Here is a 23692-nt window from a genome sequence, read left to right as displayed (position 1 = left end):
TATCCGGCGCGCCTTTGTTTTATTCTCAATATCAGCCTCTTACGGGTGATAGACGCCCTCATAAAGTGGCACCAGTGTCTTGTCTTCGAACAGGCTCGACACAGAGGTGCCATTCCATGTGTTGATGATCGCTTGTGCAAACAGCGGCGCGGTCGGCACGATGCGGATGTTTTTACAGGCTTTCACCACGTCCCCGGCCTCAATCGAGTCAGTGATCACCAGCGAGGAGAGTTTGGAATTGGTCACGCGCTCCACGGCAGGGCCGGAGAGAACGCCGTGGGAAATATAGGCATGGACCTCAGCCGCACCATGTTCCATCAACAGTTCCGCCGCTTTACACAATGTGCCTGCGGTATCGACAAGGTCATCGACGATAATACATTTTTTGCCCGCGACATTGCCGATGACGGTCATTTCGGCCACTTCACCGGCCTTTTCGCGGCGTTTGTCGACGATGGACAGCGGTGCTTCGATGCGTTTTGCCAATTCGCGGGCGCGGGCCACGCCGCCAACGTCGGGGGACACGATCATGATGTCCTCCAAACCCTCTTTGAAATTGTGTTTGATATCGAGGGCGAACACCGGAGAGGCGTAAAGGTTGTCCACCGGAATGTCGAAAAAGCCCTGAATCTGGGTCGCGTGCAGGTCCATCGTCAACACCCGTTCAATCCCGGCTTCGACCAACATATTGGCGACGAGTTTGGCGGTGATCGGTGTCCGGGCTTTGGTGCGGCGATCCTGACGGGCGTAGCCGAAGTACGGGATCACGGCGGTGATACGGCCCGCGCTGGAGCGACGCAAAGCATCGGTGATGATCAGCAATTCCATCAGGTTGTCATTGGCTGGGTTCGAGGTGGGCTGAACAATGAACATGTCCTCGCCGCGCACATTCTCGTACACTTCGACAAAAATCTCGCCGTCATTGAACCGCTCCACACGCGCATCGCACAGGTCGATGGACATGCCCCGGTGCATCGACAAACGCCGAGCGATGGCGTTTCCAAGCGTGCGGTTGGCATTTCCTGAAATGATTTTCGGTTCGTGAGTGGAGGGCATGAGCGCATTTCCCGAGGTGATTTGGCCAGATCTGTCACGGAATCGTAACGTGCCCACCGCTTACCACTCAGACCGCGCATCGTCTATGTCAGAGGTAGGGTGGCGCTGCGTGAACTGTGTCTTTCTCGTTCTTTTGCGGTGAAACTGGTTTTCCACCGGGTCCGCGCGCAGTAACGTCATGGCGAAACGCATCTTCCGGGGAGGGACCGTATGGCCCATATTGATTATTATTTTTCGCTGTTGTCGTCCTTCACCTATCTCGCGGGCGACCGTTTTGCCGACATCGCTGCCCGTCATGGCGCGACCGTGCACTATAAACCCTATGATATTCTCGCCATGTTTGACCGCACAGGCGCGCCGCGTCCGGCGCAGCGCACCGAAGGGCGTAAACTGTACCGGATGCAGGAACTCAAACGCTTTGCCGCCAAGTTGGACAAACCTATGAAATTTGAACCAGCGTTTTGGCCGACCAACGTTGCGCCCGCCTCCTATGCGGTGATCGCGGCGCAAGAGGCAGGGGGCGGCGATCTGGACGGATTGGTGCAGTGCCTGTTGAAAGCGGTCTGGGAAGAGGACAAAAACATTGCCGAGGATGCGGTGATCACCGAGGCGCTCAAGGCCGCTGGTTTTGATCCGATGCTGTCGATGACCGGGTTATTGAAGGGGGCCGAGGTCTATGCGCGCAACCTTGAGGATGCGCTTTTGGCCGGGGTGTTTGGCTCGCCATTTTACATCGTCACCGACACGGATGAGCGGTTTTGGGGGCAGGATCGGTTGGACGATCTGGAGGCCTATCTCGGGACGCTTTAACCCGAAATCAGTCGGTAAACGCCGCCAAAAGCGCGTCGACATCGGCCTCGGTCGTGGACCAGCTTGCGACAAACCGCGCGAGCATCGGCTGATCCGGGTCGACCATCGCAGGTTGTGCGCCCCAAAGATGATAGACCGCGCCGCGTGCCTTTGCCTTGGCGTGTTGGGCGCGGGTCAGGCGGGCAAACACCATATTGCCCGCCGCCGCATAGGCCAAATCTCCGCCAATCTCGGTGATCCCGGCGGCCAATCGAGCGCCCATGGCATTGGCCTGTGTTGCCAGTTCAAGCCATAGATCATCCTGAAGCCACGCCAGCATTTGTGCCGACACGTAGCGCGCCTTTGACAGGTTGTGTCCACCGCGCATCCGATTGCTTTCAAAGGCGTTTTTCAGAGAGGGATCAAATAGAATCGCGGCCTCTGCCGCCATTGCGCCGGTCTTGGTTGCCCCCAACGAGAGCGCCGAAAGTTCGCGGGTCATTTCCCAGGGCGTGGCGGTCGAGGCCGCCATCGCATTGGCAAACCGCGCGCCATCTAAGTGCAGTGGTAGCGACGCCGCATCTGCGATCGCGGCGATGTCTGCGGGGCTATAGAGTTCGCCAAATTCGGTCAGGTTGGTCAGCGACACGGCCGCAGGCGGGCTGGCGTGAATGTCGTCTTTGGCGGTATCTGCAACTATTTCTGTGTGCAGTTCATCAGGGGTCAGACGGCTGCTCATGCCGGGCAAGGGTTTAAGTTTTGCGCCGCCGGAATAAAACGGCACGGAGTTGCGTTCGTCTACCTCGATATGCGCGGTTTTGTGGCAATAGATGATGCCCCATGGTGGGGTCATCGCCGCCAGGATCGCCGCATTGGTGCCGCTGCCTGAGGTCATCGGATAGATCAAGGCGTCCGGGGCCTGAAACAGGTCGCGCAGCCGTTCGGTCAGTTCCGCCGTCCAGCGATCCGTGCCGTAAGGGGCGGCGTAGCCATCATTGGCTTTGGTCAGCGCTTCCATCAGTTTCGGATGCACGCCGGAGGTGTTGTCGGACCCAAAAAACATCAGCTCGGCTCCTCAATGATATAGTCTTCCCATTCGTCCTCATCGACCTCGAATTCCGGCACGGTGCGCCCGCGCACGGAGACGCCTGCAGCATGGACGCTTTCGGGATCTCCGGTCAACAGCGGGTGCCAATCGGGTAATTTACGACCTTGCCACAACAGGCGATAGGCGCAGGTGACAGGCATCCAATAGGCGTGGGTTTCGATGGTGTCTGGGCTGAGCTGAATGCACTCTGGCACAAGGTTTTTGCGGATCTGATATTGGCCGCATTGGCAGGATTGATCGTCCAAAAGTCGACAGGCCACGCGGGTCAAAAACACCTCGCCGGTGTCCGCATCCTCGATTTTGTTGAGGCAACATTTGCCACAGCCGTCACACAGCGCTTCCCATTCTTCGGGCGTCATCTTTTTGAGCGGGACGGTTTCCCAAAACCGGGGGCGCTTGCTCATTCCAGAGCGCCAAGGATCTGGCGCGCCCGCTCGCAATCGGCATTCATTTGTACGATCAGCGCCTCCAAATCGGTGAACACCAATTCGGGCCGCAGGTAATCGACAAAGGCCACGGAGAGATGTTCGTCGTAAAGATTTCCTGAGAAATCAAACACAAAGGTTTCAAGGCACGGCAGGTTTGCGCCAAAGGTCGGTTTGACACCCAAAGAGGCCGCACCTTTGTAATTGCCTTTGTTCGGTCCTGTGAGGACATCGACCAGCACCGCGTAGACGCCAAATTTCGGCGCGTGCAGCCCGGCGATGGACATGTTGGCGGTGGGAAAGCCAAGATCGCGACCACGTTTGTCTCCATGCCCGACCATGCCCTCAATCCGGTGCCAGTGGCCCAACATATTGGCGGCATCTTTCGGGCGACCTTCGGCCAATGCCACGCGGATCGCAGAGGAGGAGGACACGCCGCCATCGGTTTCCAAAAGCTCGGCCACAGTGACGCCAAAGCCCATCTCATCGCCAAAGCGTTTGAGATCCTCGACTTTGCCAGCGCGTTTGGAGCCAAAACAAAAATCGGCCCCAACCACGACATGCGTCAGCCCAAGCCCGTCTTTGATCACCTTTCGGGCAAATTCTTCGGGGGTCATCGCCGCCATATCGGCGTCAAACGGCAGTTGAAACATCTGTTCGACCCCGAGTTTCGCCAGCCGATTGGCCTTGGCCTCGGCATTCATCAGACGAAAGGGCGGAGCACCGGGGGCGAAATATTCACGCGGATGAGGTTCAAATGTGACAAGACCCAGCGGGCCATGTTGGCGCGCGAGGTCAATGACACGGCGGTGACCAAGGTGTACGCCATCAAAATTGCCAATGGCGGCAGAACAGCCTTTGGCCTCGTCAGGAATGTCGGTCCAGTGCGTGTGACTCTGCATGGGGCTCCTCGCGGGGAGCCCCCCGCGTCAGTCGAATTTGCGGCTCGGCGCAAGCACCATAGCCTCGCCTTTCAAGACTACGGTATCGCCTACGGTACAGCGACATTCAAGAGCAACCCGGCGTTTTGCGTGGATGATGTCGGTCACGGTCACTTCGGCCAGCACCGTATCGCCTGGGCGCACGGGGCGAGGAATTTCAACGTCTGGCCCATATAGATGGTGCCATGGCCGGGCAATTGCTCGCCAATCACCGCCGAAATGAGACCCGCAGTCAGCATGCCATGGGCGATGCGGCCTTCGAAAATCGTGTCGTTGGCATAGTCATCGTCGAAATGCACGGGGTTGCGGTCGGTCGAAATTTCACCAAACAACTCGATGTCATGATCGGTGATGGTTTTGCGCAAAGAGCGCGTCATCCCAATCTCGATGTCTTCGATGCAGATGGTTCCACGGGCATATTGTCCAACATGATCTCCGAATCCTTCGCTGTGTTGCAGTGCAGCATAGACCGAAATTATAAACGAAACAATATTGCGCGAAAGAAAAAAACCAAAATATAGCGTCCTGCGTAAATATATTTCGCACAACATGTCTCTCTTTTGAGGCAGTTTGAGGTGTGGCGCGGCTTGTTTGCCACGCCACAGCCGCTTAGCGCAGGAAAGAAATCGCAGCCGTCGGAGCCAGATTTTGCTCGGAGAGCCACATTTTCAACCGGGCAGGGTCTGGGTTGACCGGATCGGGGCCGAATTCTTTGGCCGCCAAACCGCCGGTGATGAACAGCACGTCCAAGCCCTCGCCAATGCCACCCATGACGTCGGTCCCGATGCCATCGCCAATGCACAGGATGCGCGCGTCCTCAACCTCGACGAGACGGGAGAGGCGCCGCCGGGCCAGATCATAGATCGGCGGGTGCGGTTTGCCGAAATAGAGGCTCTCACCGCCCATTTCGGTATAAAGTGCGGCCAAAGCCCCGGCGCACCATTCCCGAATCTCGCCACGATCCACAACAATATCAGGATTGGCACAGAGCAGTTTCATGCCCTTTTGTTTGGCATAGAGGAAGGTGCCGCGATACTCTTCGGGATCGGCCAGAGGGTCCTCAGGGCCGGAGCAGACGATGCCCTCCGCCTCTTTCAGCGGCACTTCGGTGATCTCAAGCGCCTCTTCCATGACGATGTCCATCGGCTGCATAAAATCATCTTTGAACATGTCGCCGATGTGATGCACCTTTTGTCCGACAACGCCCAGATACATCGCCAAACGCGCTGAATCGCCGGAGGTGGCGATGGCATCATAGGCGTCATCCGGCACGCCGAACTCTTTGATTTGGATCGCAACCGAGCGCCAAGGCCGCGGCGAATTGGTAACCAGAACCACTTTGCCACCGGTTTGACGGTACGCTTGCAGCGCCGCGCAGGCCTCGGGGTAGGCGGTCTCGCCATTGTGGACGCAGCCCCACAGATCAACGAACAGCGCGTCGTAATTGGTAGAGATCTCGGAGAGCGTTTGGATCAAGCGGGTCATGGGGGCCTCTGAAGTTTGGGTCGCCTTTGATATAGACGATTGGGGCGAAAAGGGGAGGGGCGACGTCAGTCTTCGGGCGATTGGAACATTTTATACCAGAGCCAAAATAACAGCGCCTCAGTGGCCACTGTCAGCCCAATGCCGGGTCCAACCCGGCCAAGGGCGAGTTCGCTCATCCCAAGCAGGCTCAGCGCCAGCATCGTCACCGCCATGGCTTTGGCAATGGCGCGGCGCGCGGCGTTGGATTTGGCAATGTCTTTCAGGCCCCAAAGCAACAGGCCGGGGGCAAGGAACAGGACGGCCGCCCGACGTGCCATCACCGCGCCGGAGGTGGCGGGGTCAAGGTGAAACAGCCAGAAAAACAGGCCGGGCGTTGTGAAAATCGCAACGGCTAAGACAAAGCAGAGGATGGCCGTGATGCGTGACAGGTGTTGAAAGCTGAGCATGTTAGGTTCCAAAGGCTTTGGGGTAGATCAGCACCGGAGTTTTCGTCTTTGCCGGGCCTGCGATCAGGGTGTGACGCGTTGGATAGGGGGAGGCGAAGCCATCCGGGATCAGAGCAAAGTCGCAGCGGGAGTAAAACGCCGGATCGCCCAAGACGACCAAACTGTTGCCGCTCATCACCGCCCATTGAGAAATCATGCCAACAAGGCGCCGACCATGGCCGTGACGTTGTAGGTCGGGGCGGATCGCCACCGGGGCGAGGCAGAGCCAGCCTTTGGGCGAGATCATGTTTGAGAGCGCAGCATACCCGACAATCCCCTCGGAGGAGGGCAGGACCATTTCGCCCGCGATCGCGCGGCTTTTGCGCAGATCATCGACCAGTTCGGCCTCGTCTTTTTGACCAAAAGCTGCGGTCAAAAGGGCGGAGACTTCGTCTTCTTCGCCGCGTTTCAGTTCGCGCATGAAATCCGGGCGTGTCGCCATGAACGGCTCCTCAAACGAAAAAGGCCCGCCGGATTGGGCGGGCCTTTGGACTACAGCTTGGATTACAGTTTCAGGTTCGGAATGATCTGTTTTTTGCGGGACATGATGCCCGGCAACACAACAGAGTCGCCCGCGACCGTGGCACCAAAGGATTTCTCGGCCACGGTTTTGACCAGATCGTTTTGTACGAACATCGTGGCTTCTTCATTCAGAATATCGACCACGAACAACAGCACATGATCCACGCCGTCTTCCTTGGCGACATCAACCATGGAAGCCAACAGGCTCGCCTTGCGGTCCAGCACGATTTTCGGCGCGGTGGTTTCCAACACGGAGACGCGGAATTTGGTGCCTTCGACGGCGTATTCTTTGCTGTCCATGCGGATCAGTTCGGCATCAGAAAAGGCGGAGACGTCGGATTTGGCTTCGAACATTTCAGAGGCGTATTGGCCCAAGTTGATGTTCAGCTCAGAGGCCAGTTTTTCAGCCAAGGCTTTGTCCACGTCCGTGGTGGTTGGCGACCGGAATTCCAACGTGTCGGACAGGATGCAAGACAGCATCGCGCCTTTGATGTTATCCGGCATTTTGGCGGCGTCATCGCCCATCAGATCATACATGATGGTCGCGGTGCAGGCGAGCGGACGGATGGTGATGTCGATCGGACCTTTGGTTTCAAGGCCGCCCACGAGTTTGTGGTGGTCGATGATCGCGACGACATTGGCGTCGTTGATCGCGTCCGGCAATTCGGCCGGGTTGTTGGTGTCGACGATGACAACGTCTTGGCCTTCTGCAACCTCAGAAATGATTTCGGGCGTTTCAAAGCCCCATTTTTCGACCACAAAAGCGGCCTCGGTGTTCGGCGTACCCAACAGCACAGCCTTGGCGTCCACGCCTTTCACTTCGTTCAGGTACCATGCCCAGATGAGCGGGGAACCGGTGGAATCTGTGTCAGGAGATTTGTGGCCGAAAACGAGCGTTGTCATGTGTGTGTCCCATAGATAACGTGAGGATATTGGCGATTTCGCGGTCCTTATAGGCGGTGCAGCATGGCTTGTCACGCCTTAGACGTCCCCGTGAGCGCTCACAGGGGTGCGCGTCCTCAGGCACGTCTTCGGGCTTGGCGCGCAGGCGTGATCCCGGTATCACTTGGGCTATGAAATCCCCGCGCCCCTCTCTTTTGGAAACCGACCTGTACCTCCCCGTCAAAGCCCATTTCGAGGGGCTTGGGTATGACGTGAAAGCCGAGGTCAAAGACGCCGATGTGATGGCGGTGAAACCAGGCGAGGCGCCGGTGATCATCGAGTTGAAGACCGGCTTTTCTCTGATTCTGTTGCAACAGGGGATTGCCCGTCAGGCCCTGACCGATCAGGTCTACCTCGCCGTGCCGCGGTGGAAGGGCAAGGCGGGGTGGCGGATGTTCAAGGGGAACCTTGGGCTGTGTAAGCGGCTGGGGCTCGGGGTGATTTCTGTGAATGTGGCGGAGAGTTCGGTGCAGGTGCACCACGACCCGCGCCCGTTCATCCCGCGCAAGAACAAGGCGAAAACGGAAAAGCTCTTGGCCGAGTTCGCGCGCCGGGAGGGCGACCCCAATCTGGGCGGCTCAAAAGCCGGTGGCCGCGTGACCGCCTACCGTCAGGGCGCGGAGAAATGCCGGGCGTATTTGCTGGAGCACGGGCCGTCGAAGGGCGCGGAGGTGGCGAAGGCGACTGGTGTGAAGCACGCCACCCGGATGATGTGGGACAATCATTATGGGTGGTTCGAGAAGGTTGGGGTTGGGGTTTATGGGGTGTTGGAATAACCCGCGCGAAGACTGATCAAAGGGCTTTTCTTCTGTCCTTTGGACGTGACAGCCGGTGGAACGACTTGTGTCTTATCGGTGCACTGGCCTAGGGTGGCAACGGACTTATCGTCCTTCGCCGATACGACCAAAAGGTTTGATTTCTATGCGTTTCATTCTGCCCGCTGTTTTCCTCTTGAGTTTCCCGCAAATGGCAATGTCAGATGTCGTCTGCAATCAGCTTGAAGACCCCTTGCCACTTCTGGAGGAGATCAAAACGTCCTTCGCTTCAGGCCACTTCGAGGTGCTCAAGCAGCTTGCAAAGGTGGTATCACCTTCTGAAAGTGAATCAACAGATCTTCTCAACGTTATTGCAGCACTGCAGGAGGCCTTCCCAGAAGGGTTTGCAGCATGTTCTACATTGATGTCGGATCATATTTCCGAGCGCTTCATTTCAGAAATGGTCGCATTTCAAGCTTCCGATGGGCACTTCATATTTCTTGGCTTGGATGCCGTGAATGTCGAATTCGGTTGGGAAGTTGTGCGATATCATCTTTCAGACAATTTTGAGGGTATCAGGCGTGAATGGAAATGAGCGCCAAACGAACTGTTTCCCAGGCTACTGTTTCAGTCGTTTCGCGCGTGAAGCCCCGCCACACCGCAGCAAATTTTTCCCCCTCTCCCCTGTTGACTCACTCCCGCCTCTTTCCTAACTATGCGTCGTTGTCACTCTCCTGAGGTGAGTGCTAACGATTGATTTACCCCGCCCTCGCAGAGGGTGGACGAAAACAGAAACTTTGAGCAAGGGAGCCTCGAAGATGGCATTTAAACCGCTGCATGACCGCGTTGTAGTTCGTCGCGTTGAAGGCGATGAAAAAACCAAGGGCGGTCTGATCATCCCCGATAGCGCCAAAGAAAAACCGGCCGAAGGCGAAATCGTCTCCGTTGGTGAAGGCGCACGCAAAGACAGTGGCGAATTGATCGCGCCCTCCGTCAAAGCGGGTGACATCGTTCTGTTCGGCAAATGGTCCGGCACCGAAATCACCGTTGAGGGCGAAGAGCTGCTCATCATGAAAGAGTCGGACATTCTCGGCATCATCGCCTGAGATCGTCCCCCTTTTCCTTTCACCTGAATTCAGGAGCTTACCATGGCTAAAGAAGTCAAATTCGACGTCGACGCACGCAACCGCATGCTGCGCGGCGTGAACATTCTCGCAGATGCTGTTAAAGTGACCCTCGGCCCGAAAGGCCGTAACGTTGTCATCGAAAAATCCTTCGGTTCTCCGCGCATCACCAAAGACGGTGTGTCGGTTGCCAAAGAGATTGATCTCGAAGACAAGTTCGAAAACATGGGCGCACAGATGGTCAAAGAAGTGGCCTCGCGTACCAATGACGAAGCTGGCGACGGTACCACCACCGCCACCGTGCTCGCTCAAGCGATCATCAAAGAAGGCCTCAAGCAGGTTGCTGCTGGCCTGAACCCGATGGATCTGAAGCGCGGGATCGACCTTGCGACCCTCAAAGTCGTTCAGGCGATCAAGGACGCATCTCGCCCGGTCAGCGACACCGCCGAAGTGGCTCAGGTTGGCACCATCTCCGCCAACGGCGAAGCTGAAATCGGTCGCCAAATCGCCGATGCGATGCAAAAAGTCGGCAACGACGGCGTGATCACTGTCGAAGAAAACAAAGGCATGGAAACCGAGACCACCGTGGTCGAAGGCATGCAGTTCGACCGTGGCTACCTGTCCCCGTATTTTGTCACCAACCCGGACAAAATGATCGCAGAACTCGAAGATTGCATCGTGCTTTTGCATGAGAAAAAACTCTCTTCGCTGCAGCCGATGGTTCCGCTTCTCGAGCAGGTCATCCAGTCGCAAAAACCGCTTCTCATCATCGCGGAAGATGTGGAAGGCGAAGCACTTGCGACCCTCGTGGTCAACAAACTGCGCGGCGGTTTGAAAATCGCAGCTGTCAAAGCACCGGGTTTCGGCGATCGTCGCAAATCCATGTTGCAAGACATCGCGATCCTCACCGGCGGTCAGGTGATCTCCGAAGATCTCGGCATGAAACTCGAAAATGTCACCATGGACATGCTCGGTTCCGCCAAGAAAATCACCATCACCAAAGATGAAACCACCATCATCGACGGCGCTGGCGAAAAAGCAGAGATCGAAGCACGCGTGGCTCAGATCCGCACCCAGATCGAAGAAACCACCTCTGACTACGATCGCGAAAAACTCCAGGAGCGCGTGGCCAAACTCGCGGGTGGTGTGGCCGTGATCCGCGTTGGCGGCATGACCGAAGTCGAAGTTAAAGAGCGCAAAGACCGTGTGGACGATGCTCTCAACGCAACCCGCGCCGCTGTCCAAGAAGGCATCGTCGTTGGCGGTGGTGTGGCTTTGGTTCAGGCTGGTAAAGTGCTCGAAGGCCTTATCGGTGAAAACGCTGATCAGAACGCTGGTATCGCCATCGTACGTCGCGCGCTCGAAGCGCCGCTGCGTCAGATCGCAGAAAACGCTGGCGTTGATGGCGCTGTCGTGGCTGGCAAAGTGCGTGAATCTTCCGACCTTACGTTCGGCTTCAACGCTCAAACCGAAGAATATGGCGACATGTTCTCCTTTGGTGTGATCGACCCGGCCAAAGTGACCCGCACCGCTCTGGAAGATGCGTCTTCTATCGCTGGTTTGCTGATCACCACCGAAGCCATGATTGCTGACAAACCGTCGAAAGATGGCGGCAATGGCGGCGGTATGCCCGACATGGGCGGCATGGGTGGCATGGGCGGCATGATGTAAGAGATTTCCACTCGGAAATCGCTTGGCATCAGCCCAATCGCTAAATCATTTAAGGGTCGCTTTCGGGCGGCCCTTTTTTGGGTTGATCGGTACGGGTTCAACAGAGCGCGCGCGATTTAGCGCGTAAAATATGCGCATCGCCATATGTCGCACCACCCCTGCTCAGAAAAACAACATATTCGCCTCAATCCTATGATTTTACAGGGCTATGTCAGTTGTCGCTTGCAAGCCCCTCGTTCGCTCGGCACAGTTTTCATGCCCCATTTAGAGAAGTAGATATGTTTTTACGCCCGCTGACCTCTGACGATGATCTGCCGCTGTCCATCTTGCTGGACGGCACTTTCGGCGGCCCGGAGATGTACCGTTTTGCTCTGGCATTGCGTCAGGAAGACGCGGTCGCGATGGAACGCGTGGCGGTCGAAGATGGGCGGATCATTGGTTATATTTGCTGCGCACGCATGATCGTGCCGCAAGATTGGTGGGCGCTGTCGATTTTGGCGGTGTCGCCCAACCGTCACAAACGCGGGATGGGCCGCGAATTGGTGACCCGTGGCATGAACCATGCCAAGCGCGAAGGGGCCAAAGCCGTGGTCGTTGTCGGGGATCCGGCCTATTTCCACCGGGTTGGGTTTTCTACGCTGGCCGCGTCGCGTTTGGAAACACCGTTTGCCTCCGAATACACGTCGCTCTATCCGATTACGCCGGGCACCGGGATGCAATCTGAGCGGTTGATTTACCCCAATGCCTACACGCGTCTCAATGAGACCCTTATCAGTTAACGCGGATGGGTTGGGCTCTGTGCGCTGCCTCAATGGTCTGAAGTTATCCTTTTGGGCTGTCCTGATGGGGCTGTGCGGCCTTGTCCTTGGTGCCAGGGCGCAGGCCTCTGATCCGTCCACCTCATCCGGGGTACGAGGGTGTGTGATTTTGCTGCATGGTTTGGCACGCACCGATGCGTCGATGGCTGTTTTAGCGCAAGCGCTTAAAAGCGAGGGCTATTATGTGATCAATCACGCTTATCCGTCGCGGCAGGCCCCAATCGACATTTTGGCTGAAACCGCTCTGTTGAGCGCGCGCGAAGACTGTCGCACCTCCTCTGGACCGAGCGTCCCCCCAAATGTCGTGACCCATTCCATGGGCGGCATCCTGTTGCGGGTGTTCGCGCAGGCCCATCCCGATCTGGAATGGGGGCGCGTTGTTATGATGGGCCCGCCCAATCATGGCTCTGAGATTGTCGATATGTTTGAAACCAACGCTGCTTTCGTCGACGCCAATGGGCCTGCCGGACTACAGTTGGGCACGAACGGGCTGCCGGACACGCTTCCTCCCCTGCCATTTGAAACCGGGGTGATCGCGGGGAGTCAGTCGCTCAATCCACTGTTGTCCGCCATCGTCGAGGGGGAGGATGATGGCAAAGTCTCGATCGAGAGCACCAAGGTGGAGGGCATGAAAGCGCATCTGACGTTGCCTGTTACACATACATTTATGATGCAAAACCCGCGCGTGATCGTGCAGGTTTTGAATTTCTTGGACACAGGGACATTTGTCGCGGATGTGAGCTTTGCAGAGGCGCTACGGCGACTGGCGGGTGAGTGAACGCCTTAACCCGCAGGCCCTTTGATCGTATTCACATGGCCCATTTTGCGACCCGGTTTTGCATCCGCTTTGCCGTAAAGATGGATCGCCACCGCGCCGTTTTTGGCAAGCTCGGGGATGCGGTTCACATCGTCGCCAATGAGGTTGAGCATCTCCACATTTGAGTGGCGTATGCCGTCGCCCAAGGGCCAACCGACCACGGCGCGGATGTGTTGTTCGAACTGATCAATCACACAGCCGTTTTGGGTCCAATGGCCCGAATTGTGCACGCGGGGCGCGATCTCATTGACCACAAGCCCTTGCGGCGTGACAAAAAGTTCAACGCCCATGACACCGACATAATCCAGCGCATTCAAAATTTTAGCGGCCAAAAGCACAGCGTCGGTGCGTTGGGCGGGGGAGAGGCGTGCGGGCACGGTGGTGGTGTGCAAAATGCCGTTTGTGTGTACGTTTTCACCGGGATCAAAACAGGAAATGTCTCCCGCCTGACCGCGCGCGGCAATCACCGACACCTCATGGGTAAAGCTGACAAAGCCTTCCAAAACCGCCGAAGCGCCTGCCATGTCAGCCAAAGCCTGAGCCGCATCGTCGGGCGACATGATCCGCGCCTGACCTTTGCCGTCATAGCCAAAGCGGCGGGTTTTGAGGATGGCAGGGGTGCCAATCTCTGCGATGGCTTCGGCCAAATCGACCGCGTCATCGACAGCGGCAAAAGGGGCAACCGTCAGGCCCAGACCTGACAAAAACGCCTTTTCCGCCAACCGGTCTTGCGACACGGCCAAGGCTTTGCGGTTCGGCCGGATCGGGACGATGGATTCGATCAGATCAAGCGCCGATGTCGGCACGTTTTCGAACTCATAGGTCACGACATCGACGGACTGGGCGAATTTTTTCAACGCCTCGACATCGTCGTAGCCTGCCTGGACATGGAAGTTGGCGACATGGGAGGCCGGGCAATCGCCGCCGGGTTCGAACACGCAGGTTTTGAACCCCAGACGGGAAGCGGCGACCGACAACATGCGGCCCAATTGACCACCGCCCAAGATACCGATGGTTGCGCCAGAGGGGAGGGGGGTCACATCAGTCATCCGTGGGCTCATCCGGGATAGAGGCAGAGAGGGTGTCGCGCCAAGTGTCCAAACGCCCGGCCAAATCCGCATCGGTGATCGCCAAAATACCAGCGGCCATCAGGCCCGCATTGGCTGCGCCCGCTTCGCCAATCGCCATGGTGGCAACCGGGAAGCCTTTGGGCATTTGCACGATGGAATAGAGGCTATCGACCCCAGACAAGGCACGGGTTTGCACCGGCACGCCGATCACGGGGATGCGGGTTTTTGACGCCATCATGCCGGGCAAATGGGCGGCACCCCCTGCGCCTGCAATGATCACTTTGAGACCGCGGCCTGCGGCCTCTTTGCCATAGCTCCAAAGCCGGTCCGGCGTGCGGTGGGCGGAGACGATCTTCGCCTCATAAGAGATGCCCAATTCGTCCAGAATTTCCGCTGCGCGTTTCATGGTCGGCCAATCGGATTGGCTGCCCATGATGATGCCGACGTCGACGCTCATATGATTGATCCCTCAGAAGATAGGTTCGCGATGTGGTTTACTCGTCCGCCTTATAACGCGCAGCCGATTTTTCGCAACGGGACGTTTGGCACAACCGCTTTAAAGCACCGCACTTTAGGCAATGATATCCGGGGTGATTTCATCTTCGATGAGGGCGATCCGGTCCTTGAGTGCCAGCTTTTGCTTTTTCATGCGCTGAAGCCGCAGGGCATCCAGGTGGCCGGTCAGCTGCATCGCTTCGATGGCGACATCGAGATCGCGATGCTCGCGTTTGAGCACTTCCAGTTTGACCCGAAGTACGTCGTTATGATCCATTCGGTTGGACACGTTCATCGCGTTGTCTCTATCTGTTTTTCAGGTGGTTTTCGCCACCGGTATTGGTGGGGCGTGATCTGTTTTAACCCTACTCCTAATTTTTCAAAACTCAAAGCACTCAGCGACGCTCTCTTGAAGCTCGCGCTGCAAGTCCCATATCTTAATCAAAGGGTCGCCGCAGTCGGGGCCTTTAGAGCAAACACAGTCGCTTCGAGAAAAGGACGTGTCATGACAAAAGTAAGTTTCGGAGCCCATCCGTTTCTGTTGGGATTTGACCAATTGGAACGCCTGGTGGAACGCACCGCAAAATCGGATGCGGGGTCTTATCCGCCCTATAATATTGAGCAATCTTCCGATCACACCTATCGGATCACGCTCGCGGTGGCGGGGTTTTCAGATGCGGACCTGTCGATCACTTTGGAGGATCGGCAATTGGTTGTGCGCGGACGCCAAGCCGAGGATGAGGAGGCGCGGGTTTTCCTGCATCGCGGCATCGCGGGCCGTCAGTTTCAGCGCGCGTTTGTGCTGGCTGATGGTGTCGAGGTCACTGGGGCCTCGACAGAAAACGGGCTCTTGCACATAGATCTCAGACGCGCCGTGGCCGAGAGCGTTGTTCAAACCATTCAAATTCGGAAGGGATAAGCCAATGAATGCGACATACCCACATTTTCCGGCATCAGAAGGCGCAGCCGAGGAAAAAATCGTCTACGTCCGTCCTGTTGCTGTCTCTGACTTGCCCGCAGAGGTGCAAAGTCAGGCTGAAGGCTTGGATCATATTTATTCGGTGAATGACGCCGATGGGACGCGGCTTGCACTTGTGGCCAATCTGTCTTTGGCCTTTGCGCTTGCTCGGGAAAATGACTTTGCGCCGGTGAATGTGCACTAAAAATCACCTTTGAGCCCGGCGCGCCCCCCAAACGGGGTAAACTCAAGGTATAGGTCCGCAAATAGTGGCCAATCAACATTTGCGCTTGGGCCGGGCTCATGCCTATCTCTAGGTCAGGCACCACCGAGCGGACACGCTCGGTCTTTCCCCAACTGACCTTAGAGTGAGCGTAATATGAAAACCTCCCAATCTTATTCCATGTTGCAAAAGCTGCTGCACTGGGCCGTCGTTTTGACCTTTGCCTTTAACTATGTTGTTTCCGATGGCATGGAACGCGCGTTCGATGCCTTTATGGAAACCGGCGTGAACACCAATCTGACAGCCAAACTCCATGTGATCGTTGGCGTGGTAACGATTGTGTTGATGATTCTGCGTATCCTTGTGCGCCTGATCCAAGGTGCGCCCGCTATGCCCGCTGCGCCGCATCCGCTGATGGAAAAGGCCGCGCAATTGGTTCATGTCGGCCTTTATGCGACACTGCTTTTGGCACCTATGGCCGGGGCTTCGGCATGGTTCCTTGGGGTTGATATTGCCGCCGAGGTTCATGTGCTGTTGATCAACCTGGCTCTCGCCCTGATCATCGCTCATGTCGCCGCCGCGCTCTACCATCAGTTCATTTTGAAAGACAATCTTATCAAACGCATGTCGCCGCATTAAAGTCGCCCACACAGATCACATAAAAAGCCCCGGTCCTTAGGATCGGGGCTTTCTTGTGATCAAGGTGTTGAGCCGTTAGTGAGCGGCGATCAAACCCATTGCTTCGAGTTTCAAAATCACCTGATGTGCACAGTTGTCGACATCGGTGCCAACGGTTTCAACGCGCAGTTCAGGTTTTTCCGGGACATCGTAAGGGTCAGAAATCCCGGTGAACTCTTTGATTTTACCTTCGCGGGCGAGTTTGTAGAGACCCTTGCGGTCGCGTTTTTCACACTCTTCGATCGAGGTCGCAACGTGGACTTCGACAAAGGCACCAAAGGCTTCAACATCTTCGCGCACGGCGCGACGGGTGGTGGCATAAGGCGCGATCGGCGCACAGATGGCGATGCCGCCGTTTTTGGTGATCTCAGAGGCCACATAGCCGATACGGCGGATGTTGAGGTCACGGTGCTCTTTCGAGAAGCCCAGCTCAGAAGACAGGTTCTTGCGCACGATGTCGCCATCGAGAAGCGTGACCGGGCGACCGCCCATTTCCATCAGTTTGACCATCAAAGCGTTGGCGATGGTGGATTTGCCGGAGCCAGAGAAGCCGGTGAAGAACACGGTGAACCCCTGCTTGGAACGCGGCGGTTTGGTGCGACGCAGTTCTTTCACAACCTCTGGGAAAGAGAACCATTCCGGGATCTCAAGACCTTCGGCCAAGCGGCGACGCAGCTCGGTGCCGGAGATGTTCAGGATGGTGATTTTATCCTTGTCTTCGATCTCGTCGATGGCTTCGTACTGTGCGCGCTCGGCGACCCAAACCATGTGTTTGAAGTCGACCATTTCGATGCCCATTTCGTCTTGATGCTCGCGGAACAGGTCCTGCGCATCATAGGGGCCATAGAAATCTTCGCCTTTGGAGTTGTTGCCGGGGCCTGCGTGGTCACGACCCACGATGAAATGGGTACAGCCATAATTGGCGCGGATCAGACCGTGCCACACGGCTTCGCGGGGGCCCGCCATGCGCATGGCCAGCGGCAAAAGCGACATTGCGGTGGTCGAGGCCGGGTATTTGTCCAGCACCGCTTCGTAGCAACGCACGCGGGTGAAGTGATCCACATCGCCCGGCTTGGTCATGCCGACAACCGGATGGATCAAAAGGTTGGCTTGGGCTTCTTTCGCGGCGCGGAAGGTCAGTTCCTGGTGTGCGCGGTGCAACGGGTTGCGGGTTTGGAACGCCACAACTTTGCGCCAGCCCATTTTGCGGAAATAGGCGCGCAATTCGTTTGGCGTGTCGCGACGGGCGCGGAAATCGTAATGTACCGGCTGTTGGATGCCGGTGATCGGGCCGCCGAGGTAGACTTTGCCAGCGGTGTTATGGAGGTAGTTCACGGCCGGATGCGCGTCATCATCGGCGCCAAAGACCTTTTCGGCCTCTTTTGCTTTGTTCGGGACCCAATTGTCGGTAACGGTCATGGTCGCAAGGATCACGCCCTCTTGGTCGCGCAGTGCGATGTCTTGGCCTGCTTCAAGTGTCTCAGCGAAGGTTTCGGAGACATCCAATGTGATCGGCATCGGCCAAAGCGTTCCGTCCGCCAGGCGCATGTTGTCAACGACGCCATCATAATCGGCCTCGGTCAGAAACCCTTTGAGCGGGTTAAATCCACCGTTCATCAGCAACTCTAGGTCGCAAATCTGGCGCGGGGTCAAATCCCAGCTGACGAGATCGCCGGCCTCAACTTTCAGCTTTTGCGCGCTCTCATAGGAGACAAAAAGCTCGGGGATCGGTGCAAGGTTTTGGGACATACAGAAGGCCTTTTTTGGCTGGACAGTTCGACAATGTACAATAACCGATCCCGGGCGGATCGGTCTCGTTCGATTAGCCTGAGGTCGGCGTAAAAATCAACATGCTGCAGGTGCAGAAAATGCAAATGAGGCCCAAAGGCCTCATTCTTTGATCAATTCCGACTAATTTTCTGACAAAAGTTGATCCGACGAGATCAATGTCCCGGTTTCACCATTTTTGTATACGCCGCATCTGGCCCCCATCCGAGATTGGCCGCCTGCAGAGGTGCGACTCGGTTTCACTTGGGGACGGTCGGGCGGGGCAAAAGACCGGGGCGCAGGGGTCGGTTACTCTTGGGCTGCAAGCCAATGTTCAGCGTCAAGTGCTGCCATACAGCCCATGCCTGCGCTTGTCACCGCTTGGCGGTATTTGTGGTCGGTTAAATCACCGGCCGCAAACACACCGGGGATTGAGGTTTCGGTCGATCCCGGTTTCACCTTTACGTAGCCGCCGTTGTGCAGTTCCAATTTCCCGTTGACCAACTCTGTTGCGGGCGCGTGTCCGATGGCGACAAACACGCCCTTGGCCGGGATTTCGGTGATCTCGCCGGTTTTGACATTGCGCGCGCGCACGCCGTTGACGCCACGCATCGGGGCTTCGTCGCCAAAAACTTCAACCAATTCATGATCCCAAAGCGGATGAATTTTTTCATTCTTCATCAAGCGATCAATCAGGATCTTTTCCGCACGCAAGCTGTCGCGGCGGTGGATGAGCGTCACTTTCGAGGCGAAATTGGTCAAAAACAGCGCTTCTTCGACTGCCGTATTGCCGCCGCCGATCACAACGATCTCCATGCCACGGTAAAAGAACCCGTCACAGGTGGCGCAGGCCGAGACGCCAAAGCCTTTGAACGCCTCCTCAGAGTCGAGCCCAAGCCATTTTGCCCGCGCGCCCGTGGCCAAAATCACTGCATCCGCTGTGTAGATCGTGCCGCTGTCGCTTTTGGCCACGAAAGGGCGCACATCGGTGTCGAGTTCGGTGATCAGGTCGGAAATGATCTCCGTGCCCATTGCTTTGGCGTGCTCTTGCATTTTGACCATCAACTCGGGGCCTTGAATTTCGCTTTCACCCGGCCAGTTTTCGACTTCGGTTGTGGTGGTCAATTGCCCGCCCGGCTCCATCCCTTGCACAAGGATCGGAGACAACATCGCGCGGGAGGCATAAACGCCGGCCGTGTAGCCCGCCGGACCGGACCCGATGATCAGAACTTTCGTGTGTTTTGTGTCCGCCATTTTGGGGCCTCTTTCTTGGGATGTGTCGTGTTGGCACCGATATAGGCATGACAGCGGCGTTGCGCAAACCCTGTTGGGTGTTCCTTTCTGCGGGGAGGGCACTCACACCGCCGCCGCGCCTGTGTGTCCGCGTGGCCTTGATGCCCGGTTCGGTGCAATGAGGTCCGTTTCGAGGGCGGATTGGACCGATTTTGGCTGAAAGCATGGGCATGTGCTGCGATATTGAGCCCCTCTTCGGCGAAATCCTCTTGAAATGATCTTGCTGAAATGAGAAAGAATGTTGCGCGCGGAGCCGCCTGCGCACATGTTTCGAAAAACATGCCCGATTTGGCCAAAAAGACCGGAGAAAAACATGCCCCCTCACAAGCTCGACGACATCGACCGCAAAATCCTTGCTGAATTGCAGGCCGACGGTCGGATGACCAACGTTGAGTTGGCCAAACGTGTGGGGATTTCCGCGCCGCCCTGCCTCCGCCGGGTGCGCACCTTAGAGGAGAGCGGCTACATCAAAGGCTATCACGCTGTCGTTGACGCACGGGCGCTGAATTTTGAAGTTCAGGTGTTTGCAATGGTCGGGCTGCAAAGTCAGGCCGAGGTCGATCTGTCGAAATTCGAAGCGAAATGCCGCGAATGGCCCTTGGTCCGCGAATGCCACATGTTGAACGGCGAGGTGGATTTCATCCTTAAATGTGTTGCGCCTGACCTGTCGACTTTCCAAAGTTTCCTCACTGGCGAGCTGTTGTCGACCGCGAATGTCGCCAGTGTCAAAACCTCATTGGTGATCCGCTGTGCCAAGGATGAGCCGGGTGTGCCCTTTGAAGTGCTCGAAGCCCGTTTGGCGCAAAACGCCTAACGCGGCCTGTCTACCTTATAGATAAAAACGGCCCGTGCCTTTTGGCCGGGCCGTTTTCGTTGATCGCCACCTGGAGGGATTGGGATCGAAAGGCGTGGCGTTTTGCGCGGATCAGGCGGTGTCTAGCATGATCAAATCGGTCGGGGACAGGCGCGGATAGGACATTGCGCCAAAGGCCCCAAGCCCGTCCAAATGCGGAAACAGCGCCATGAATTGTGCTCGCAGCTCGCTTGGCAATTGGCGCGATGCCGTGGTGCCCGGATGATAGCTCTCAAGCTCGACCCCGTTGACGCGGATCAACCGATGCTGGCTCAGGCCAATATGGTAACTGCGCACGGAGGACATCGGTGTCACTTCGATCACGGAAACGCCATCCACCAGACTGGGCACAGGGGCCAGCGCTTGGGTCGTGCCAAGATAGGATTTGAGCGCATTGGCGCGGTACAGGTAGCGTGCGCCTGCTCCCAACATCAAATCCGGTGCGGGACGGCCAAGACCAAAGGTGTCGGCGGTGATCCGGTACAGGCGCTCAGGGTTTGCGTCCTGCGCACGGGTGCCGCGGGTGTCGATCTGCATCGAGCCGATCCAGTCCACCCTCTGTACATCGCCTTCGACAGTCTCCACTTGATCGCCGGGCAACAGGTCTTCGATCGCGACGGGGCCCTTGGGGGTGGGGATCAATGCGCCACGGGCAAAGGCATTAAAGGCGGATTCAAAAACGGGTAGGGCCGGGGCCGACAGTGCCGCATCGCGAATGTCGCCGTTTGCGGCAAGCCATTGAATATCATAGCTGCGCCGCATGATGACGGGCTGATCTGCGGGGCGTTCATAGGGGCGGGTGCGGCGTACGGTCCACGCGGGTTGAACGGATCTGTCATGATGGGAGAGGCCAAAGTCGGCAACGGTGTTGGATCGGCGCATCGATGTGGATGCACCTCTTAGGGGTTGCGACATAGGTCACCTCGTCACTGTGTCGGCCCCCACCGGTACAGTGCGTCAACGATCACCCGGTTTCGCATGCATTGTCAAAAATTTTATCTAATTACAGTAAACGGCGGATCCAGTCCCATGGTCCACCGTTCTATTGTTTCTAAATTCGACTGCAATTCGGCGGAGGTTTGGCGCAGTGCGTGCCAGTCTCACGGCAAAACCGCGAATCGCTTTAGGCCGAAGCGACGAGTTTCATTGGCCGTACGCCGGTCTTTTTGGCAATGAACGCATCGCGGCGCAGGCCGCGGGCCCATGGCATTTGCACGTCAGTCTTTTTGGCTTCGGCGATCATTGATTTCATCCAGCGGCGGTTTTTCATCTCTGCTCTCACTCTATGTCATCGGGGCGCTCTGCCCGGTTTGCTGTTTTGTTGATCCCAATATGCCGTCTCGCTTCGGCAAAAATGCGGCGTTTGGAGCAGAAAAAAATGGTGCGTGGTAAGGGAAAAGATACCTATAGTACGTGGTGCGGAGATGTCGCGTTAACCATAAGTAATATAATGTTAATTCCGAAATGGTGGAAACAATGCTTGAGAGTTTTGGGGATTGTTTCTGGCAGGAATGGGGCGAGGCTAAGCCGTATTCTCGCCACAATGCGCCGGGGTCAGAGAGACCAACGGCCCAAACGCTGAACCGTCTTAAAGACGGATCGCGGCAATGAGCCGTCCGTAATCCGCCTCTTTGCGATGCACCGAGCGGCGATAGGAATAAAACCGGGACGGATCGAAATAGGTGCAATGGCGGGTCCATTCGGCGTGACCAACCCCCGCCTCACGCAGACGATAAAGGCCAAAAGCCGGAAGATCAAAGAGGTAGCGGTCGCCCGTGCCATTGGTGAAGAACCGCGCGTAGATCGGGTTCTCAGCGTAGAAATCCTCAAAGAATTCAGGACCGACCTCATAGGCGCGCTGTGAAATTGACGGGCCGACAATGGCGGTGATCGCCTCGCGTTTCGCGCCCAAGGTCTCCATTGCCTCAATCGTCGCCTCAAGCACCCCGGCCATCGCGCCCTTCCATCCGGCATGGGCCGCACCGATGACGCCATTGTCGCGATCGGCAAACAGAACCGGCTGACAATCAGCGGTCAGAATCACCAAGGCCAATCCCGGTTGATCGGTGACCAAAGCATCGGCCTTTGGGAACGCGCCAGTCTGCGGCCCGGTGACAATCGCCACATCGGCAGAGTGGATTTGATGCGCGGCGCAGAGCTGATCTGGGGTGAGATCCATAGCCTTTGCCACCCGCGCGCGGTTGATTTTTACGATGTCGGATTGATCCGTGGAGCCAAGCCCGCAGTTCAGCCCCTCAAACACCCCCGAAGAGGCCCCACCTTTGCGGGTGAAAAACCCGTGTGTTACGCCATCGAGCGCGTCGGAGGTGATGATTTCAAGGCTCATGCGTCAAATCCTGGTGGCAGTAATTTGGCTGTGGGGGCGAGGGCGAGTGCTTTGAAAAGCGTTCCCATTTCTGCGGGTGAGGTCAACCTGTCAAATGCGGCGATGTGAGATTTTAGGGCCTCACCGCTCAACTTTGTGGCAAGCGCTTCGGCGCGCGCAGAGATCCCGAGGCGTCCCAAGAGCATTCCCTGCGGGATCATCTGAGACGCTACGGCGCCTGCGTTTTGTGCCGCGTGCGCCAAGGCTTCAAACGCCACATGGGCGGTGAGATCGGCAGAGCCGGGGCGTGCGAGAGGATCGACCATCTGATGCGCCTCAAGCGCCTGAAACGTATCGCCCAGCGAGCGCCAATCGCCATAATCGACAAAGACCGCCGCGCCACCATACTGTGCGATGCGCGTGGCGATTTCGGTCACAATGGGCGCGGCGGCCGGACAGGTCTCGACGATATCACCGTCTTTGGTGTCACTCATACGGGGCGCCAGTTCGGGCATTGGGGCGGCGGCAGAGAGACCAAGGGTCAAGGTGCCGTCGGCCAATCCCACCTGCGCCTCGCGCCACCTCGCGCCATCGCGGGTGAATTGGCGGATCGGCAGGGCGTCGAAAAACTCGTTGGCGACCAACCACAAAGGCGCTTCGGGGAGGCCCATCACGCTCTCAAGCCATGTGACCTGATAGGCGGCCAGCGCCTTGGCCTGTGCCGCTTTTAGCGTTGGAGAGGCTTCGATCAAATGCACCTGCAGTGCGGCGTGTAGCCCGGGGACGGTTTTGGTCACCCGCAAAATATCGGCCATCAAGGTGCCGCGTCCGGGGCCGATTTCGGCCAAGACAAACGGCGAGGGTGCGCCTTGGTCCAACCAGTTTTGCGCCAGACACAGCCCGATCATTTCGCCAAACATCTGGCTGATTTCCGGTGCTGTGGTGAAATCGCCGCCTGCGCCCAAGGGATCGCGCGTGGTGTAGTAACCGTGTTCGGGATGCAGCAAACAGTCGCTCATAAACTCCGCCAAAGACATCGGACCCGTCTGCCGGATGCGGCGGATCAAAAGGTCGGCAAGCGGCGTCATCTG

28 protein-coding genes and 1 pseudogene are annotated in these 23692 nt (G+C 57.1%); 11 read left to right on the top strand and 18 right to left on the bottom strand.

Features of this window, described 5'->3' with window-relative positions; all coding sequences use genetic code 11:
* Positions 1 to 39 precede the first annotated feature (39 nt).
* On the bottom strand, positions 40 to 1056 hold the full coding sequence (locus DA792_RS13240) for a ribose-phosphate pyrophosphokinase (RefSeq protein ID WP_107720347.1): 1017 nt from the start codon (positions 1054 to 1056) through the stop codon (positions 40 to 42).
* A 210-nt stretch (positions 1057 to 1266) separates the two neighbouring features.
* Here DA792_RS13240 and DA792_RS13235 point away from each other — a divergent pair, with 210 nt between their 5' ends.
* Entirely contained in the window at positions 1267 to 1866 is a 600-nt protein-coding gene (locus tag DA792_RS13235) for a 2-hydroxychromene-2-carboxylate isomerase (protein WP_107720346.1), read from the top strand.
* A gap of 7 nt (positions 1867 to 1873) precedes the next feature.
* Here the strand turns inward: DA792_RS13235 and DA792_RS13230 are convergent, their stop codons facing one another.
* The 8 genes and pseudogenes from DA792_RS13230 to DA792_RS13195 all read right to left on the bottom strand — a co-directional run bounded on the left by DA792_RS13230 (position 1874) and on the right by DA792_RS13195 (position 7714).
* Complete coding sequence (locus DA792_RS13230) at positions 1874 to 2908, bottom strand: threonine aldolase family protein (protein ID WP_107720345.1); 1035 nt, start codon at positions 2906 to 2908, stop codon at positions 1874 to 1876.
* Positions 2908 to 3357: a YcgN family cysteine cluster protein gene (locus DA792_RS13225; RefSeq protein ID WP_107720344.1), complete on the bottom strand. Its 450-nt coding sequence runs from the start codon at positions 3355 to 3357 to the stop codon at positions 2908 to 2910. The genes DA792_RS13230 and DA792_RS13225 overlap by 1 nt, the downstream gene beginning before the upstream one ends.
* Positions 3354 to 4280 (bottom strand): bifunctional riboflavin kinase/FAD synthetase, encoded by a 927-nt coding sequence (locus DA792_RS13220; RefSeq protein ID WP_107720343.1) that lies wholly within the window; start codon positions 4278 to 4280, stop codon positions 3354 to 3356. The genes DA792_RS13225 and DA792_RS13220 overlap by 4 nt, the downstream gene beginning before the upstream one ends.
* A gap of 27 nt (positions 4281 to 4307) precedes the next feature.
* Positions 4308 to 4749 (bottom strand): annotated as a pseudogene (locus DA792_RS13215) (MaoC family dehydratase).
* 179 nt (positions 4750 to 4928) lie between these two features.
* Complete coding sequence (locus tag DA792_RS13210; RefSeq protein WP_107720342.1) at positions 4929 to 5804, bottom strand: TIGR01459 family HAD-type hydrolase; 876 nt, start codon at positions 5802 to 5804, stop codon at positions 4929 to 4931.
* Positions 5805 to 5869: 65 nt separating this feature from the next.
* Positions 5870 to 6250, bottom strand: coding sequence for a hypothetical protein (locus DA792_RS13205; protein ID WP_107720341.1), 381 nt, complete (start codon positions 6248 to 6250; stop codon positions 5870 to 5872).
* 1 nt (position 6251) lies between these two features.
* On the bottom strand, positions 6252 to 6731 hold the full coding sequence (locus DA792_RS13200) for a GNAT family N-acetyltransferase (protein WP_107720340.1): 480 nt from the start codon (positions 6729 to 6731) through the stop codon (positions 6252 to 6254).
* Positions 6732 to 6793: 62 nt separating this feature from the next.
* Positions 6794 to 7714 carry a manganese-dependent inorganic pyrophosphatase gene (locus tag DA792_RS13195; RefSeq protein ID WP_107720339.1) on the bottom strand — a complete coding sequence of 307 codons (921 nt, stop codon included), beginning with the start codon at positions 7712 to 7714 and terminating at the stop codon, positions 6794 to 6796.
* A 170-nt stretch (positions 7715 to 7884) separates the two neighbouring features.
* Between DA792_RS13195 and DA792_RS13190 the strand changes: the two genes are divergently transcribed.
* From DA792_RS13190 to DA792_RS13165, 6 genes are all read left to right on the top strand, one after another.
* The gene (locus tag DA792_RS13190; protein ID WP_107720338.1) at positions 7885 to 8529 is read left to right on the top strand and encodes a DUF2161 domain-containing phosphodiesterase; all 645 of its coding nucleotides are present in this window, start codon (positions 7885 to 7887) and stop codon (positions 8527 to 8529) included.
* Between the two features lie 145 nt (positions 8530 to 8674).
* Positions 8675 to 9103 carry a hypothetical protein gene (locus DA792_RS13185; RefSeq protein WP_107720337.1) on the top strand — a complete coding sequence of 143 codons (429 nt, stop codon included), beginning with the start codon at positions 8675 to 8677 and terminating at the stop codon, positions 9101 to 9103.
* 223 nt (positions 9104 to 9326) lie between these two features.
* Positions 9327 to 9614: a co-chaperone GroES gene (locus DA792_RS13180; protein WP_009572989.1), complete on the top strand. Its 288-nt coding sequence runs from the start codon at positions 9327 to 9329 to the stop codon at positions 9612 to 9614.
* 42 nt (positions 9615 to 9656) lie between these two features.
* Positions 9657 to 11303 carry a chaperonin GroEL gene (gene groL, locus DA792_RS13175; RefSeq protein WP_107720336.1) on the top strand — a complete coding sequence of 549 codons (1647 nt, stop codon included), beginning with the start codon at positions 9657 to 9659 and terminating at the stop codon, positions 11301 to 11303.
* A gap of 278 nt (positions 11304 to 11581) precedes the next feature.
* Positions 11582 to 12082, top strand: a complete 501-nt coding sequence (locus tag DA792_RS13170; protein WP_107720335.1) for a GNAT family N-acetyltransferase — start codon at positions 11582 to 11584, stop codon at positions 12080 to 12082.
* A gap of 142 nt (positions 12083 to 12224) precedes the next feature.
* Positions 12225 to 12899, top strand: coding sequence for an alpha/beta hydrolase (locus tag DA792_RS13165; RefSeq protein ID WP_254679246.1), 675 nt, complete (start codon positions 12225 to 12227; stop codon positions 12897 to 12899).
* A gap of 5 nt (positions 12900 to 12904) precedes the next feature.
* On the opposite strand, the gene DA792_RS13160 is transcribed toward DA792_RS13165, so the two are convergent.
* From DA792_RS13160 to DA792_RS13150, 3 genes are all read right to left on the bottom strand, one after another.
* The gene (locus DA792_RS13160) at positions 12905 to 13987 is read right to left on the bottom strand and encodes a 5-(carboxyamino)imidazole ribonucleotide synthase (protein ID WP_107720334.1); all 1083 of its coding nucleotides are present in this window, start codon (positions 13985 to 13987) and stop codon (positions 12905 to 12907) included.
* Entirely contained in the window at positions 13980 to 14465 is a 486-nt protein-coding gene (purE, locus tag DA792_RS13155) for a 5-(carboxyamino)imidazole ribonucleotide mutase (RefSeq protein ID WP_107720333.1), read from the bottom strand. Before purE ends, DA792_RS13160 begins: the two co-directional genes overlap by 8 nt.
* 114 nt (positions 14466 to 14579) lie before the next feature.
* A complete protein-coding gene (locus DA792_RS13150) occupies positions 14580 to 14798 on the bottom strand; it encodes a YdcH family protein (RefSeq protein WP_107720332.1) in 219 nt (72 codons plus the stop codon).
* Between the two features lie 210 nt (positions 14799 to 15008).
* On the opposite strand from DA792_RS13150, the gene DA792_RS13145 reads away from it, so the two are divergent.
* The 3 genes from DA792_RS13145 to DA792_RS13135 all read left to right on the top strand — a co-directional run bounded on the left by DA792_RS13145 (position 15009) and on the right by DA792_RS13135 (position 16323).
* Positions 15009 to 15422 (top strand): Hsp20 family protein, encoded by a 414-nt coding sequence (locus DA792_RS13145; RefSeq protein ID WP_107720331.1) that lies wholly within the window; start codon positions 15009 to 15011, stop codon positions 15420 to 15422.
* Positions 15423 to 15426: 4 nt separating this feature from the next.
* Positions 15427 to 15666, top strand: coding sequence for a DUF1150 family protein (locus tag DA792_RS13140; RefSeq protein ID WP_107720330.1), 240 nt, complete (start codon positions 15427 to 15429; stop codon positions 15664 to 15666).
* A gap of 174 nt (positions 15667 to 15840) precedes the next feature.
* Positions 15841 to 16323, top strand: a complete 483-nt coding sequence (locus DA792_RS13135) for a cytochrome b (protein WP_107720329.1) — start codon at positions 15841 to 15843, stop codon at positions 16321 to 16323.
* 75 nt (positions 16324 to 16398) lie between these two features.
* Here DA792_RS13135 and DA792_RS13130 read toward each other — a convergent pair whose 3' ends face one another.
* Positions 16399 to 18111, bottom strand: coding sequence for a bifunctional sulfate adenylyltransferase/adenylylsulfate kinase (locus DA792_RS13130; RefSeq protein ID WP_107720328.1), 1713 nt, complete (start codon positions 18109 to 18111; stop codon positions 16399 to 16401).
* A 327-nt stretch (positions 18112 to 18438) separates the two neighbouring features.
* Positions 18439 to 19383, bottom strand: coding sequence for a thioredoxin-disulfide reductase (gene trxB, locus DA792_RS13125; RefSeq protein ID WP_107720327.1), 945 nt, complete (start codon positions 19381 to 19383; stop codon positions 18439 to 18441).
* A gap of 352 nt (positions 19384 to 19735) precedes the next feature.
* Between trxB and DA792_RS13120 the strand changes: the two genes are divergently transcribed.
* Positions 19736 to 20236, top strand: coding sequence for an Lrp/AsnC family transcriptional regulator (locus tag DA792_RS13120; RefSeq protein ID WP_107722699.1), 501 nt, complete (start codon positions 19736 to 19738; stop codon positions 20234 to 20236).
* A 111-nt stretch (positions 20237 to 20347) separates the two neighbouring features.
* Here DA792_RS13120 and DA792_RS13115 read toward each other — a convergent pair whose 3' ends face one another.
* The 4 genes from DA792_RS13115 to DA792_RS13105 all read right to left on the bottom strand — a co-directional run bounded on the left by DA792_RS13115 (position 20348) and on the right by DA792_RS13105 (position 23689).
* Positions 20348 to 21157 (bottom strand): Hint domain-containing protein, encoded by an 810-nt coding sequence (locus DA792_RS13115; RefSeq protein WP_159075268.1) that lies wholly within the window; start codon positions 21155 to 21157, stop codon positions 20348 to 20350.
* A gap of 241 nt (positions 21158 to 21398) precedes the next feature.
* Entirely contained in the window at positions 21399 to 21545 is a 147-nt protein-coding gene (locus tag DA792_RS22450) for a hypothetical protein (RefSeq protein WP_199908061.1), read from the bottom strand.
* A 318-nt stretch (positions 21546 to 21863) separates the two neighbouring features.
* The gene (gene pgeF / locus DA792_RS13110) at positions 21864 to 22622 is read right to left on the bottom strand and encodes a peptidoglycan editing factor PgeF (RefSeq protein WP_107720325.1); all 759 of its coding nucleotides are present in this window, start codon (positions 22620 to 22622) and stop codon (positions 21864 to 21866) included.
* Positions 22619 to 23689: a class I SAM-dependent methyltransferase gene (locus tag DA792_RS13105; RefSeq protein ID WP_199908190.1), complete on the bottom strand. Its 1071-nt coding sequence runs from the start codon at positions 23687 to 23689 to the stop codon at positions 22619 to 22621. Before DA792_RS13105 ends, pgeF begins: the two co-directional genes overlap by 4 nt.
* Positions 23690 to 23692 lie beyond the last annotated feature (3 nt).

It is taken from the genome of Celeribacter baekdonensis, from assembly GCF_003047105.1.
Lineage (GTDB): Bacteria > Pseudomonadota > Alphaproteobacteria > Rhodobacterales > Rhodobacteraceae > Celeribacter > Celeribacter baekdonensis_B.
The sequence above is the reverse complement of the archived record's forward strand: the minus strand, read 5'-3'. Positions and strand labels throughout refer to the sequence as shown.